The organism is Nitrospinota bacterium (assembly GCA_016208975.1).
Taxonomy (GTDB): domain Bacteria; phylum Nitrospinota_A; class UBA7883; order UBA7883; family JACRLM01; genus JACQXA01.
On the sequence record JACQXA010000001.1, the window covers coordinates 136565 to 151271 of the forward strand.

Sequence of the window (14707 nt, forward strand, 5' to 3'; positions counted from 1 at the left end):
TTCATAAATAAAAGATGTGCGGCATAGCGGGCATTGTTGCCCTTCAAAACGTTTCAGACAAACTGGTCAGGTCCATCGGAAGGCTTGAATACCGCGGATATGACTCCTGCGGTATCGCGCTTATAAACGGAACGGGCAAACCCGTCACCCGCAAAGACGTGGGGCCGGTGGACGAGGTCAAGGACAAAGAGAAGTTCTGGGAGTTGCATGGCAACGTGGGCATCGCCCACACGCGCTGGGCCACCCATGGCGGGGTCACCAAGGCAAACGCCCATCCCCACAGCTCCTGCGACGGAGCGTTCACCATCACTCACAACGGCATCATATCCAACTACGCCCAGATCCGCGCAAAGCTGGAGAAGAAAGGGCACAAGTTCGTCTCCCAGACCGACACGGAGGTGATTGTCCATCTGATCGAAGAGGCTTACACCCGCGCAAAATCGGTGGAAAAAGCTTTCGTGACCGCTTTGGGCGAACTGGACGGTACATACGCCGTGGCGCTTATAACCGCCCACGAGCCGGACAGGATATATTGCGCCCGCAAGGAAAGCCCGCTCATCATCGGCCTCGGTTCAGATGAGAACTACATCGGGTCGGACTTCAACGCGTTCATCGAGCATACCAAGTCCGCCGTGATAATGGACGACCATGAGTACGCCATCGTCACCCACGACGCCTATGTCGTGAAAAAGTTTCCCACCGGCGAGCCGGTATCCAAAGAGGTGCAGGAGATATTGTGGGACTCGGAAATGGCCCAGAAAGGCGGTTTCCCCCATTACATGCTCAAGGAGATTTACGAACAGCCGCAGGTGGTGACCAACGCCATGGACATAGACGCGGAGAGCATAAAAAAGCTGGCCCGCGCCATCAGCGAGAAAAAGAATTTCTATCTTACCGGCGTTGGCACCACGTTCTATGTGGCCCAGTTCGCGCAGTATTATTTCAGCGCCTATGCGGGGGTTACGCCCAGCCTGGTATCGTCGGACGAGTTCCGGTTCCTGGCCAACGTGGACAAGGACACCATCGCCATAGCCACCTCCCAGTCCGGTGAGACTTACGACACGCTGGCGGCCCTGCGCCACGCTAAAAACTGCGGCGCCCAAACAGCCGCCGTGGTGAACGTGATGGGCAGTTCGATGGCGAGAATGGTGGACCATCTCATTTTGCAGGGATCCGGCCCGGAGATATGCGTTATAAGCACTAAGGCCGCGCTGGCCCAGATGGTAGTAATGGCGAGGCTGGCGTTGAGCCTGGGTGTCCAGCGGGGGCATATAAAACCGGCGGACCTGGCCAGGCACGAAAAGGAGCTGAGAGACCTGCCCAAGGTGATAGAAAAGATCATCAACGAGAAATCGGGCATAATCCACAACATCGCAAAAGAGCAAAGCCACATAAAGCACTGGCTCTACCTGGGCCGGGGCAGGTATTACCCCATCGCCCGGGAGTCGGCGCTGAAAATGAAAGAAGTGGCCTACGTGCACGCCGAGGGAATGCCCAGCGGCTTCCTGAAACATGGAACCATCGCGCTGATAGACGATGATCTAAACTCGGTGGTCTTTGTGCCGCCCGAGGAAGACGCGGAGCTTTACGAGCTTACCCTTTCTTCCGCCGAGGAGATAAGGGCGCGCAACGGTTATACGCTGGGCATCGCTTTCGAGTCGAAAAAACCCAGGAAGCTCCCATTGAGCGACCAGATAATATTGCCCAAAACCCCCATGTTCACGGCTCCGCTTCTGGAGCTGTTGGTGGCCCAGCTTTTCTCCTACTTCGCGGCCACAACGCTAAAACGGAACGTGGACAGGCCCCGGGCCCTGGCCAAGTCGGTTACTGTCGCATAGATTTTATTGGCAATGAGGCTTCAGGGTACAGACGGCGTAAGAAGGCAGGCCGTACTGTCGTCAAGCCCGCTGGTGGCCGGTCTTTCGCCGCAAAAAGCTTTCCTGGAAAAAGATGTAATCACCGAACAGTTCGTGGAACTCTACGCCTATTGCAGGGCCCGCCAGCTTTTGGAGAATGGCGTGGCGGCGGGAGAGTTTATGGTGGTCGGATGGGATCCGCGCGACCCCTCAGGCGCATTCACGGGCGCGGCGGTATCCGGCGTTTTAAAAGCGGGGTTGAACGTCCACTCCATAGGGGTAATGCCCACTCCGGCCATTGTTATATACATGCGCTCCGTGAACGCGGCGGGGGCGCTGGTGATAACCGCGTCGCACAACCCGGCCTCTTATAACGGGATCAAGATATTCACCCGCCACGGATTTAAACTTCTTCCGGGCGATGACGACATATTGAGCGCGAAAGTGTTGTGCGCCAGGTTTTCCGCTATTGCCGAGTTAGAACCTGCCGGCAAACTGGAAGAACGCCGGGCCGAAGCTGTGGAAGTGTTCACCCGGTTCTCGATAAATCCCGCCAATAGCTGGATAGGGAGTAGCGAAGCTGTCTCCAAAACCATCCTTGTGGTGGATTGCGCCAATGGAGCATTTTCCGGCATCGCCGCGCCTGTCTTTGAGAAGGCCGGTTTTGGAAAAGTGGTGGAGGCCAACGCCAGTCTGGACGGGAATATCAACCTGCGGTCGGGCGTGGCGGACATTGAAGGGTTGCATGAAATAACTCCGGAGATGTTGGAACCGAAAGGAAGGCTGAACGGCTATTCCGCCGTAACCGCCGTTTTAGAACTCGGCAGACAATACGCTGAAGATATAAAGTCCGGCATGAAACATGTGTCCGGCGCTGTTTTCGATGGCGATGGGGACCGCCTGTTCCGGCTGGATTATGACCCCTTCACCGATTCCATTATTGTCCTTTCCGGTGACGAGCTGGCCATACTTCAAGCCCGCCATCGCGCTGAAAAGGACCGTGGCAAACAGTTCGTCAACAGTGTGGAGAGCGATCTTAACGCCGCAGGCGAGGCTGTGCGGCTGGGATTCACCACCGAGCTAACCGCCGTGGGGGACAAATGGATATTGCTTTCAGCCCAGGTTGCGGCACTGCGCCCCACCGCCCCGGCGGAGGCCATGCGGGCCATAGAAGCAAATATCAGCAGGGATGATTTGAGCGCCGACTTCATAGAAAAAACCATGTCGGAAAATGGATTGGAGTTCTGCCAGCCATCCGAATGCGGGTTTGCCGTTGGAGCCGAAGAGAGCGGCCATTCGATAATTCCAGGCGTTGTGGACAGCTCGGGAAAATCAATCACGGTTTTTGCGGGCAACGGGTTGAAAGGGGCGCTCAACGCTTTTGCGGCCACAGCCGGGCTTACCGGGTCAATCACCGCCAAAGAGATTTTCAACCTGTTGCGCTCCCCTTTTCCCGCCGGGTTCAAGAAAACCATGTACGTTTATTATGTGGAGAAAACCCGGTGGAAGCGGGGCGCGGCGCTTTGGGAGGATGTAAAAAAAACCGTGACCGCGCAAATGGCGCCGATCCTGCCGGACATGGGCCTTGAAGAGATGGTCCGCCCCGAAGAGCCAGACATGCTTTATATGAAAATCACACGCGGCGGCGCGCATGTGGCGTCCCTGTTCATCCGCAACTCCGGCACCGAAGATAAGACCGGCGTGAACCTTCGCGGCCCACAGGAACTGGCCCAGGCATTGCTGGAGCTAGGTGAAACCGCCGTAAGGCTGATAATTGAAGGCATGAAAGACGGGGATAAACGGTTTGCGATAGCCGAACGGAAACTTATTCTGGCCGCCGCCGATGGCGGTGTTCCCCAATCGCCTGTCATGGGGCTTGGGGGCGATGAGTACCATCGCCTGCTGAATGAAACGGCCAACAAACAATATATGCTGACGGGAGCTTACGCCGGGGCCGGGCTTACCGAGCGCGGGTTGTGGTATCTTGAACTAATTAAACGGGGGATGTCTTGAGATTCGCCGAATATTTCACGGAAAACAACCAGTTCAGGTTTATAGACCATGTGCGGAGCGGGGAGCATCCGTGGTCGGCCCTGGTGGACATCAAGAAACTTATCACCAGGGAAACCGGTAGCATAGAGGATTCCGGAATTTCCAAACTCAAGGATTCCATCCGGCTAGACAAGGTGACATCACTCCATGGCGAAGTGAAGGAAACGGCGCTTTCCGTAATAAAATCCATCGTGCTCCCCCACCCTATCCACATAAGCTCCGCTGGAATCCTCATTGAAGAGGGTGTTTATCTTGAATACGGCGCCATCATAAAAGCCCCGTGCATCATTATGAAGAACACCGAGATCCGCCAAGGCGCTTATCTTCGCGGCGACGTTATTATCGGCGAGGGGTGCGTTGTTGGCCATGTGTCGGAGGTGAAAAATTCCATATTCATGGATCATTCCCACGCGGGGCATTTCGCTTATGTGGGGGACTCCATTCTTGGAAGCCATGTGAACCTTGGGGCCGGAACCAAGCTGGCCAACCTGCAATTCCGCACCCGTGGTGAGATTGAAACCGACGCGTTGGGAGTAATCGTTATCCGGTCTGGCGATGGCTTAATAAACACGGGTCTTTACAAGCTGGGGGCGGTCATCGGCGATTACACGGAGATTGGATGCAACACTGTAACCTCGCCGGGGGTATGCGCCCAATCGGATTGCTGGATATACCCCAACACCACCGTTCCCAAGGGTTTTTATCAGAGGAAGAGCATTATTCGCGCCCGGGGCGCTGGAGTGGTGGATGTATCCTCGCGGCCAGATATTCCATAAGGAGGCTGTGAAAATTGAGGCTTAATTCAATATTTATCCGGGCTATCCTCATTACCGCGGGGCTTATGGCCATCCCATGCGCCAATTCTTACGCGCAGAGCGTTACTGAAGGCAAGGCGGAATCCGTGGTGTTTCGCGGAAGCGATAAAAAACTGGATATCAAGGTTGTCCGCGATAGCGACGGAGTGGGGATGAAGCTTGTGGTGAACGGCTCTGTTGCCGCCTCCACCGGCGACGGCTCCATGCGCCGGGCGTATTATCCATTCTTAATGGCCAGCAGGGTTGAAAAAACATTGCTTGTCGGAATAGGCTCCGGCGCCCCGGTATTCGCGGCGCTAAACGCCAGCTCCGCCTCGGTGAGCGTGGTGGTAGAGAGCCGTGACCTAATAAAAGCCGCCGAGCAGATGCCTGGTGATAATTTCGGAGTTTTAAAGGATCGGCGCGTCACTTACACAGTGGAGGCCCCTTCAACGTGGATAGCCAAAGCCAAAGGCCCCTATGACGTGATAATGGCGGGCCACGCCAACCGCGCAACTTTGGCGGACCGGGCATTGCTCACCCAAAAATCGTTTCAATCTTACCGGGGCCTTTTGAAGGAAACCGGCGTTTTTGCCCAGTGGCTGAACCTTTCGTCGCTGGACACGGAAGACCTGAAAAAGATCATCGCAACGTTCAGCTCAGTGTTTCCCCATGTGTATATATGGGGCGGCGACATGAACCCGGTGAACTCTTGGATAATGCTGGCCGGTATGAACCAGCCCATGGTGTTAAACCCGGAAATCCTTAGCGCCAGGCTGAAGACGCTGGACCCTAACCGCGATATTACCGAGGCGGATAATGTTTACTCGTTCCTCTCTTTTTACGTTTGCGACGGGGATGAAATAAAACCGCTTTTGGAGTCGGCCCCGGTTATTTCAAAACCCGGGGATATCCCTTTTAAAGGTGGTTTTACAGAAGAAGAGTCCATGAGCCGTTCGGCGGATAATTTCCTGTTGCTGGGGATTTACAGAAATCCCATCATCAGCAAATTGGTGGCGTCCGAGCCTGTGAAAGAAAAAATGTCGGACTATTTCAAGGCGCGGAGCTTTATATTGAACGGGCGGAAAGTAGGCATAGCCGGTAGCGCCCAGGAGGAAATAGGGTTGTATGACAAGGCCATGACCCTGGCGCCGGAAGACCCGCACCTGGCCCTTTCATATCTTGCCATAGGCTTGGCGTATTACCGCTCCGGCATCCTGGACAGGGCGGCGGATCTGCTGGAAAAGGCGAAAAAGATAACGCCGGACCGGCCCCAAATACGGTTCTATCTGGGCAAGACTTACGAAAAAATGGGATGGAGCGCCAAGGCCAATATGGAGTTTAACGCCCTGCGGGAACTGACCCCGGATTACATGGAGCGGGTAAACATTCCCACTGGCCGGGCTCCCTCGGCGCCAGTAAATTAATACCGCCCCGGCATCCGCCATGAAAATACTGCATCTAAGGGATTCGTAAACATCATAGGGAGAATCTTGAAAACATGAGAAAGCCTTTTGCGGCCATTACCGCCATATTGATGACCGCTTCTTTGGCCATGGCAGAGGTATCCAAAGAAGAAGCGGTGGAAAAATCCAAAGAAATGGTTAAAGAACTTGGTGGCTCCCTTAAGGGCAAGTTGCAGGAGACCGTGAAAGAATCAGGCTTCACCGCGGCAATAAACGTGTGCAAAGAGATAGGGCTTACCAGGGCAAAGCAAGTTGGGGCCAAATACAACGCTTCCATCCGCCGGGTATCGGTAAAAAACAGGAACGCCGCAAATGTTCCTGATGATTATGAAGCCGCCGTATTGAATAAAATGGAAAAAGACAAGGCGGAAGGAAAGCTTCAGGAAGCGTATGTGGAAGTTGTATCCACAGGCGGCAAGAAGAACCTGAGGTTTATGAAACCGATAATCACCGAGGCCCTATGCCTTAACTGCCATGGCACGGCGGACAAGTTGAATCCTGAAGCGGCCCAGGCCATAAAAGCGAACTACCCGGACGATAAGGCCACCGGATATGGCGCGGATCAACTGCGCGGGGCCTTCTCGGTAGTGTATCCGCTTTACTGAAAAAGTGGTAGTGTCCCAGTTTGAAAGTACAGGGGAGATTCTTCACTTACGCTCAGAATGACAATATAAAAGCCGTTGATAACATTGTCATCCTGGGCGAAGCGCAAGCGAAGTGAAGGATCTGTCTATTATTTGAGATTCAAACTGGGAAGATTGCGAATGAAAAGCTGGAGTGTTCTTGTTTTTGTGGTGGTGCTGATGATGGCCGGATTGGTAGCCAACCCCGCCGGAGCGGAAATTGTGGCCGGCAAACAGGCGCCGAACTTTAACCTGCAAACCCAGAATGGCGCCGCCATATCATTGGATTCGCTCAAAGGTAAAATTACGGTGCTCAATTTCTGGGCCACCTGGTGCCCGCCCTGCACGGCGGAGATGCCCGCGCTGGAACGCTCTTTCAATAAGCACAAGGACAATGGTGTGGCCTTTGTCGGCGTGAATTACCAGCAAGACAGGCAGACCGTGGCCAAGTTTGCCCAAAACGCCAAAATTACCTTCCCGCTGGCGCTGGACGAGGATGGCAAAGTGGCCGACGCTTATGGATTGGCTGGCATACCGGTAACGTTCTTCATAGATAAGAACGGGAAGGTTGTGGCCTATCACACCGGGCCAATAACCGAAGAACAGCTGGACGGCTGGGTAACGCGGCTGAAAGGGAACTAGGAATTTAGAAGGACCGTGGGCTGGCGACAACGTGGGGAAATATCCATCTGCTACCCATAGCTTGCCTGGGGGCGCAACTAACGGTAATGGTTCGTGGCTCGGCAAGCTCGCCATGACAATGGCAGGGAAGGATTCCAAGGGATAACACGTAGGATGGCGGGAAGTTGTCATGCCGGGCTTGATCCGGCATCGGGGCTTCTTCCATTCCCCGTTGAGGCCCTGATCCCGGCTCTCGTTATCACTTGGCCGGGATGACAAATGGCGCTCCGCTAGATGTTTTCCACCTCGGACAGCGGGAATTTCATGGTTCGACGGGCTTGCCATGACAGGCGACAGGAATCCACCTACCTAGAACTTCCTCAACAAGCCCACCACCACGCCCTGCACGGCCACGCGCCCCGAGGATATTACAATTGGCTCCAACGCTGAATTGGCCGGTTGCAGACGGACGTTTTCGTTTTCCCGGTAATATTTTTTCAGCGTAACGTTTTCGTTATCCACCAGAGCAACCACGGTTTCACCGTTATCGGCGTGGGTGCGCTCGTCCACAATCACAAAATCGCCATCTTTTATTTGCTCTTCAATCATGGAATCCCCCCGAACCTTCAAAACATAAGTCCGGTTGCGGCCAAGCATGTCTTCCGGTATGGCCATGGACTCCGCCATGGGATATGTTTCGATAGGGGAACCTGCGGCTATTAAACCCAACAGGGGCACTTCCACAGAGCGATGAATATCCATCTCCCTGGAGGCAGGCTCGATAGCCCTGCTCATGTTCTTCTGCCGCTTTATAAGCCCTTTGGCCTCAAGATTGGTAAGGTGTTTATGGATAGTGGCGGGGGATGAAAGGCCGAAATGCTGGCCAATCTCCACAATGCTGGGGGCATACCCGTTTTTCTCTATGAAAAACAAGACGTAATCGTAAATCAGCTTCTGTTTTTTAGTGAGATGCATTCTCGCCTCCCTTATTTATTAAAGGGTAAGCGAATACATGGCGAAAGTCAACAATATTTCGCAAAATGTTCGCAACCTATTCGGGAATAAAAAAACTCCCGGAATCTTGAATCGAATCCGGGAGTCGCTCAACTACTTTTAGCGGCTTGAGGTTACTTGCTTTTCTCGCGTTTGGTAACTGTGGCTAATCCAGCCTCCACAAGCGGCGCGAACCGGACAGTTTGCCCCGCCATAACGTAATGCACGCTGGAAATTATCAGACCAGTGGATGTATCGCTCTCCACCGATAAAATGCGGATCAACGCGTTTACCTTGGGCGCGGACACCCGTTTATTATCATCCGCTTCCGGCTCGCTAACATCCACCTGGGTTATCGCTTCGAAGATATCACCAACAGTCACACCGGTTTTGCTACCCGCGTCCAGATAGATCACGTCCCCTTTGGAGTAATTCACCTTGCTGTCTTTGCCATCCAGTATCAACGCTGTCAGCTTTTTATCCTGAACAGGCCGGTCTGGATCCACAGTTGGGGTTTTAACATCCTCTAAAGGTTTTATTTTGTACCCGGCCTGCATGAAATCGTAGGAGCTGATGACCTTGGCCTTGGAAACCTTGTCTTCAACTTCCACAACTTCTATGACACCATCCACAGCCACTTTATTTCCCAAGGAAACCTCTGTGACAGGATGGGTAACCTCTCCTGCAGGGTGAAAAACCAGATATTTAGAGCCGGGTTTTACGCCATCCGCCTCACTTCTGTTGATATACACGATGTCAGAATAGGAAAAAGAGACCTGTTCCTCCCTCTCCCCGGCTAGTATCATTCCATAAGAATCGAACCTGGCGCCTATGAAACCGGCTGTTTCATAAACCCGTTTGGAAGCAATCGGCGCCTGATTCCCGGCGGTTTCAAAGAAGTCCGCCGGAACGCCAGCTGAAGTGGCGGAATCACCCTCGCCCTGGGACACAACAGCCTCCATATCGGCCTGTCCGCTCATTTCGGAGGATGTCTGGGCCATTGCCTGCGCGGCCCCGGTCACCAATATCAGGGCTAACAGCCTTAACGCCTTCATATTGTCCATACCGTAGTCCTTATTTTTGGGTTGCCCCAGTTTTATTCTCTTCGGCGGGCGGTTGCGCCCCCTGCGCTTCTTCCAGTATTTTATTAGCGGTGGCCGCCGCGGCGCTGTCTGGATATTTTACCGCTACTTCCTTTAAAATTTCCTCCCCTTCGGAATTTAAATCCATCGCCAACTTGCTCATGCCTATTTTCAACATGGCGTCGGGAATTTTAGGATTGCCGGGAAACCTTGTAATACCCTTACGGTACTCCTCAATGGCTTTGGCGAAACGTTTTTGGGAGTAATAAGACTCCCCAATCCAGAACTGGGCCAACGGCGCCAGGCTGGATTCCGGAGCGCGTTTAATGAGATAGTTAAAACCCGCCACAGCGCCGGAATAATCACCTTTATTAAAAATGATGAGGGATTGTTTGTACATCTCCTCGGCGGAAAGATCCTTAAACCACGTTTCAGGCGGAGCCTCCCCGCTGGTCACCACAGCCTGGGCCATCAGTTCGCCATCGCCGGCCGCGCCTTGCGCGGATTCTTTGGGAGAGCCGTTTCGAGGGCGAAGGCTATCCCTGCCACTCCCTTTTTGCGGATGATCCCCCTCCATATTGCTCACACGCTCGGATAGCTGGGCAACGTCTTCGCTGGTGTAGGAAATTTTAAGCCCCAGTTCGGCGGTCTGTTTTTGAAGGTTCCAAACCTGGGTTTTAAGCGATTCTATGTCATCGGTGATTTTGGTGGATTCATTGGAGGCGCACCCAGCCCCGCAGGTGAGAATTATAAATCCCGGAACCAGGAACAAATAATTCCGCCATAGTTTCAGCATGGCGTTAATGTTCATTAAACTTGCCTGTAATTTCAACAAATTATAATGAATTGTCCGGTCTCACGTCAAGGTTTTAAGATAGTCGGTGGTGTCTCAGTTTGAATCTCAAATAATAGACAGATCCTTCACTTCGCTGGCGCTTCGCTCAGGATGACAATGTTATCAACGGCTTTTATATTGTCATTCTGAGCGTAAGTGAAGAATCTCCCCTGTACTTTCAAACTGGGACATTACCCGATAGCCCGGAAAATCCCGGTTTTCCATTAGAATCAGGCTCCACCCCGCAGGATTAAATTACATCTCTCCCTTAAGGAATTTCCTGCATATCTCCACATCGTCCTTGCTACCTATGAATAGCGGAACCCTTTGGTGTAGCGTGGTGGGCTGGATGCCCATTATGTCTTCATGGTCGGCGATGGCCGCGCCACCGGCCTGTTCGCAAATAAAAGCCAGGGGCGCCGCTTCATATAACAAGCGCAATTTTCCCTGGGGGCTTTTCTTGTCAGGCGGGTACATGAAAATGCCGCCCTTCAGGAGGTTTCTGTGGAAATCCGCCACCAGGGAGCCTATGTACCTTCCGGAATAGGGGCGTCCGGTTTCTTTGTCCGGAGTCTTAAAATAGTTAACCATCTTAATTGTGCGCTCGTCCCAAAGATGGGTATTGCCTTCGTTGGCGGAGTAAATGGTCCCTCGCCTGGGGATTGTCATGTTGGGATGGCTTAACAAGAACTCACCCACTGAAGGGTCCAAAGTGAAACCGTGCACACCGGCGCCCACGGTGTAAACCAGCATTGTTGAGGGGCCGTAGATTATGTATCCCGCCCCTATCTGGGTGGAGCCTTTTTGCAGGAAATCGCCCACTTCGCCCTTGGGTCCGTTGGTGATTTTCCGATGAATGGAAAAGATCGTTCCTATCGAGACGTTCACGTCTATGTTGGAAGATCCGTCCAGCGGATCAAACGAAAGCGTATATTTACCCCCCTGCGGGTGCCGTTCCGGAATCTGGAAAATATCGTCCAGCTCCTCGGACGCCATGGCGCAAAGATAGCCGGTGTGGTCCATCTTGTGGATGATGGTGATATTGGCGAACTCGTCGAGTTTCTGAACCTCCTCACCCTGGACGTTTGTGTCCCCTGTCTTGCCCAGGATGTCCACCAGCCCGGCTTTGTTCACGGCCCGGTAGATAACTTTGGCGGCCACCACAAGCTCGTTCATCAGCCCTGAAAAATCGCCGCTGGCATGGGGAAAGCGGCGTTGTTGTTCGCTTATGTGTTTTGTGATGGTGGTGCCCAAACGTTCCGGCATCGGTACAAACCCTTCCAGTATTATAAATAGGTGAAAAAATTGACGGTTCAAACGCGGACGATTCGCCGTAATTTACCACAAACTTGAGTCGCCAACAATTTTTCATGAAAGTCATTTTGCGTCACAAGCTGGCCGCAAACTCTCTGGGAGTGAGAATTGGATATTCATCTTTCAAATAAAGAAGGTGGGCATCCCCGGTAACGATGACATCCGCATGCCCGGCCAGCATAGTGGCCAAGACATGGTTATCTTGCGGATCCCTTGGTACACGGGCGTTTATCCCTGAAATGTCAGCGAGTTGGGCATGGAGCCTCAACAGCTCCAGGAACAGAGAAATCTTGCCGCCATCCCATTTGAGGCGGTTACTTATTTTCGGGTATCGCAACGCCCGGCCTATCTCTTCCAATAACGGCTCGGACAATACAAGATCGAACTTCGATTTGCGCCACGCATTTATTATCTGGCCGGGAATGCTTTGTGGAAGGATAAGGCCGGAAAGCAGAACATTTGTGTCTAAAACTACTTTCACCGTTTCCTCGCCGCTTTAACGGCTTTGGCAATATCCTCCATAACGGCTTGCTCATCGGCATCTTGAAAAGCGGACGACAACCCGGAAACCATGCGGTCAAAAGCGGCGCGCATTACGCTTATCTTTTCGAACAGCTCGATATCTATAAGCGCGGCCACTGGTTTCCCCCCCTTGGTGACAAGAACACTGTCCCCCCTATACCGCACCTCGTTGAGAAGCTCGCCAAGATTCTGGCGGACGATCATAGCCGTAGCTTTACGAATCATATCAATTACCATAATTATATTAATTACTATGGTTAGTTTATCAGGCCCCGGGGTTTGGCGCAAACATCATGTGGTTTTTGAAGCTTCAACAATTTTTCATCCATAACTTTTGCGTGTTAGAATACGCGTAACGAGGCCTCGCAAAGCTTCTCGAATATCCAAATCTTTTGGGGAGAACACCTAAACAATGAAGTTTCCCGAATATCGCGCCCGCAGAATGCGCTCTTCCGCCAATATCCGTAGAATGGTTCGCGAGTGCAGGCTGTCGGTGGACATGCTCATATACCCCATGTTCGTTATCTGGGGATCGGGAGTAAAGGAAGAGATAAGCTCCATGCCCGGCAACTACCGTCTATCGGTGGACATGCTGGCAAAAGAGGTAAAAGAGGTTGAAGCGCTGGGCGTCCCCTCGATAATCCTTTTCGGCATACCGGAGAAGAAAGACGAAGCCGGGACCGAGGCTTATAACCCCGATGGCATAGTTCAACGCGCCGTGCGCGAAATAAAAAACGCCTGTCCGGACATGGTGGTCATCACCGACGTGTGCATAGACGAATACACCACCCACGGCCATTGCGGGCTGGTGCGGGGCGAGAAAATATTGAACGACCCAACCCTTGAACTGCTAGGGGCCATGGCGCTGACCCACGCCCAGGCTGGCGGCGATATCGTGGCGCCGTCGGACATGATGGACGGCCGCGTGGGCGCCATCCGCAGGGCGCTGGACGACAACGGCTACCAGGATATCGCAATCATGTCCTACGCGGCCAAATACGCCTCCGGGTTTTACGGTCCGTTTCGGGAAGCTTGCGACTCCGCCCCCCAATTCGGCGACAGAGGCTCGTATCAGATGGATCCGGCCAATTCCATGGAGGCCATCCGCGAAGTGGCGCTGGACATAGTGGAGAACGCCGACATAATCATGGTCAAACCCGCCCTGCCCTATCTGGACATCATCCGGCGGATAAAATCGCAGTTCAACCTGCCGCTGGCGGCCTATAACGTGTCGGGCGAGTATTCCATGATAGAAGCGGCGGCCCGCATGGGCTGGCTTGACCGGGACAGGGTGATGATGGAGTCGCTCCTTTCCATCCACAGGGCCGGGGCGGACATGATCCTAACCTACTTCGCAAAAGACGCGGCGAAAATATTAAACCGCTAAATTTTATGGCTGGCGAAAAACCCGGGCTTCTGCTCCACCTGTGTTGCGCCCCGTGCGTGCCTTATGTGGTGGAGACGTTGCGGGAAGAATATGAAGTAACGCTTTATTTCTACAATCCCAACATCCACCCGGAAACGGAATATATGGCGCGTCTTACCGAGGTGCGACACCTGGCCAGGCTGTACAGACTGCCGCTAGTCGAGGATGAATATGTTTCCGCCAAGTGGTTCAACGCGGTAAAAGGCCTGGAAAACGAGCCGGAACGGGGCGCGCGTTGCTCTGTATGTTTCGAAAAAAGGCTGGAGAAAGCCGCCGAGACCGCCGCCAGGATGAAGCTGGAATGCTTCGGGACGGTATTAAGCGTTTCGCCCCATAAAGACGCGGCGGTAATAAACAGGATAGGCGCTAAAACCGGCGAAACGCACGATGTTAGCTTTCTGGAAGCGGACTGGAAGAAAAAAGAGGGATTCAAGAAAACCGTGGAGATCGGGAAAAACCTGGGCCTTCATCGCCAGGACTATTGCGGCTGTATCTTCAGCCTTAAATCCGCGATAGAGCGAAAGCAGAATTCCTCCAGCCACCAAAATAACGGGTAGTGTCTCAGTTTGAAAGTACAGGGGAGATTCTTCACTTACGCTCAGAATGACAATATAAAAGCCGTTGATAACATTGTCATCCTGAGCGAAGCGCAAGCGAAGTGAAGGATCTGTCTATTATTTGAGATTCAAACTGAGACACCATCAAAACAGCGTCTCACAGGACTCTGATCCGGAGCCAGCGCTGTACACTGGAAAAAGCCCAACCGGTTAAAGCTCCCCGACTTCTTTCATTTTGCTTCTTATGGACTCCACATATCCCGCAAACTCGTCGTGCCGGCCGTCGGTAGTCCAGTTCAAATCCCTGCCCGCCACATCGGACTGGAGTACCAGGAGGAAATTGACGCCGTCCTTCTCGTAAGTGAGCACCTTGGTAACTTGATCCGCCAGAACGGCCTTGGCCGCCCCTCCGGTAACTGTTTTAACCCCGTTTTTCAAGGCCCGCCGGATCACTTTTTCCGTGGCCGATATGCCTTCTTTCAACTTTTCGCCGCTCCATATATAATTAATACATTCAAAACATTATCCATGAACCGCCCAGGATATAGTTGTATTTTTTGATGCGT

Annotated in this window: 15 protein-coding genes; 8 read left to right on the forward strand and 7 right to left on the reverse strand. The window is 53.0% G+C overall.

All coding sequences use genetic code 11. The features are described 5' to 3' along the window. Positions 1–14: 14 nt before the first annotated feature. From glmS to HY751_00645, 6 genes are all read left to right on the forward strand, one after another. Positions 15–1838, forward strand: a complete 1824-nt coding sequence (gene glmS, locus HY751_00620) for a glutamine--fructose-6-phosphate transaminase (isomerizing) (protein MBI4664889.1) — start codon at positions 15–17, stop codon at positions 1836–1838. A gap of 12 nt (positions 1839–1850) precedes the next feature. Then, on the forward strand, positions 1851–3869 hold the full coding sequence (locus HY751_00625; protein ID MBI4664890.1) for a hypothetical protein: 2019 nt from the start codon (positions 1851–1853) through the stop codon (positions 3867–3869). After that, positions 3866–4684, forward strand: coding sequence for a hypothetical protein (locus HY751_00630; GenBank protein MBI4664891.1), 819 nt, complete (start codon positions 3866–3868; stop codon positions 4682–4684). The genes HY751_00625 and HY751_00630 overlap by 4 nt, the downstream gene beginning before the upstream one ends. Before the next feature lie 14 nt (positions 4685–4698). Continuing rightward, a complete protein-coding gene (locus HY751_00635) occupies positions 4699–6129 on the forward strand; it encodes a tetratricopeptide repeat protein (GenBank protein MBI4664892.1) in 1431 nt (476 codons plus the stop codon). Between the two features lie 74 nt (positions 6130–6203). Beyond that, a complete protein-coding gene (locus tag HY751_00640; protein MBI4664893.1) occupies positions 6204–6773 on the forward strand; it encodes a DUF3365 domain-containing protein in 570 nt (189 codons plus the stop codon). Between the two features lie 159 nt (positions 6774–6932). Continuing rightward, complete coding sequence (locus HY751_00645) at positions 6933–7433, forward strand: TlpA family protein disulfide reductase (GenBank protein MBI4664894.1); 501 nt, start codon at positions 6933–6935, stop codon at positions 7431–7433. 348 nt (positions 7434–7781) lie between these two features. Here HY751_00645 and lexA read toward each other — a convergent pair whose 3' ends face one another. The 6 genes from lexA to HY751_00675 form a co-directional block, all read right to left on the reverse strand. Then, positions 7782–8387 carry a transcriptional repressor LexA gene (lexA, locus tag HY751_00650; GenBank protein MBI4664895.1) on the reverse strand — a complete coding sequence of 202 codons (606 nt, stop codon included), beginning with the start codon at positions 8385–8387 and terminating at the stop codon, positions 7782–7784. Positions 8388–8539: 152 nt separating this feature from the next. Next, the gene (locus HY751_00655) at positions 8540–9469 is read right to left on the reverse strand and encodes a hypothetical protein (protein ID MBI4664896.1); all 930 of its coding nucleotides are present in this window, start codon (positions 9467–9469) and stop codon (positions 8540–8542) included. Positions 9470–9479: 10 nt separating this feature from the next. Continuing rightward, positions 9480–10298, reverse strand: a complete 819-nt coding sequence (gene ybgF / locus HY751_00660; protein MBI4664897.1) for a tol-pal system protein YbgF — start codon at positions 10296–10298, stop codon at positions 9480–9482. A 279-nt stretch (positions 10299–10577) separates the two neighbouring features. After that, positions 10578–11588 (reverse strand): class 1 fructose-bisphosphatase, encoded by a 1011-nt coding sequence (gene fbp, locus HY751_00665; GenBank protein ID MBI4664898.1) that lies wholly within the window; start codon positions 11586–11588, stop codon positions 10578–10580. Between the two features lie 121 nt (positions 11589–11709). Next, complete coding sequence (locus tag HY751_00670; GenBank protein MBI4664899.1) at positions 11710–12117, reverse strand: putative toxin-antitoxin system toxin component, PIN family; 408 nt, start codon at positions 12115–12117, stop codon at positions 11710–11712. Then, entirely contained in the window at positions 12114–12383 is a 270-nt protein-coding gene (locus HY751_00675) for a type II toxin-antitoxin system prevent-host-death family antitoxin (GenBank protein ID MBI4664900.1), read from the reverse strand. Before HY751_00675 ends, HY751_00670 begins: the two co-directional genes overlap by 4 nt. A 187-nt stretch (positions 12384–12570) precedes the next feature. Here HY751_00675 and hemB point away from each other — a divergent pair, with 187 nt between their 5' ends. Then, positions 12571–13545, forward strand: a complete 975-nt coding sequence (hemB, locus tag HY751_00680; GenBank protein MBI4664901.1) for a porphobilinogen synthase — start codon at positions 12571–12573, stop codon at positions 13543–13545. A 5-nt stretch (positions 13546–13550) separates the two neighbouring features. Next, positions 13551–14141: an epoxyqueuosine reductase QueH gene (locus HY751_00685; protein ID MBI4664902.1), complete on the forward strand. Its 591-nt coding sequence runs from the start codon at positions 13551–13553 to the stop codon at positions 14139–14141. 210 nt (positions 14142–14351) lie between these two features. Here the strand turns inward: HY751_00685 and HY751_00690 are convergent, their stop codons facing one another. Next, on the reverse strand, positions 14352–14624 hold the full coding sequence (locus tag HY751_00690; GenBank protein MBI4664903.1) for a hypothetical protein: 273 nt from the start codon (positions 14622–14624) through the stop codon (positions 14352–14354). Positions 14625–14707 lie beyond the last annotated feature (83 nt).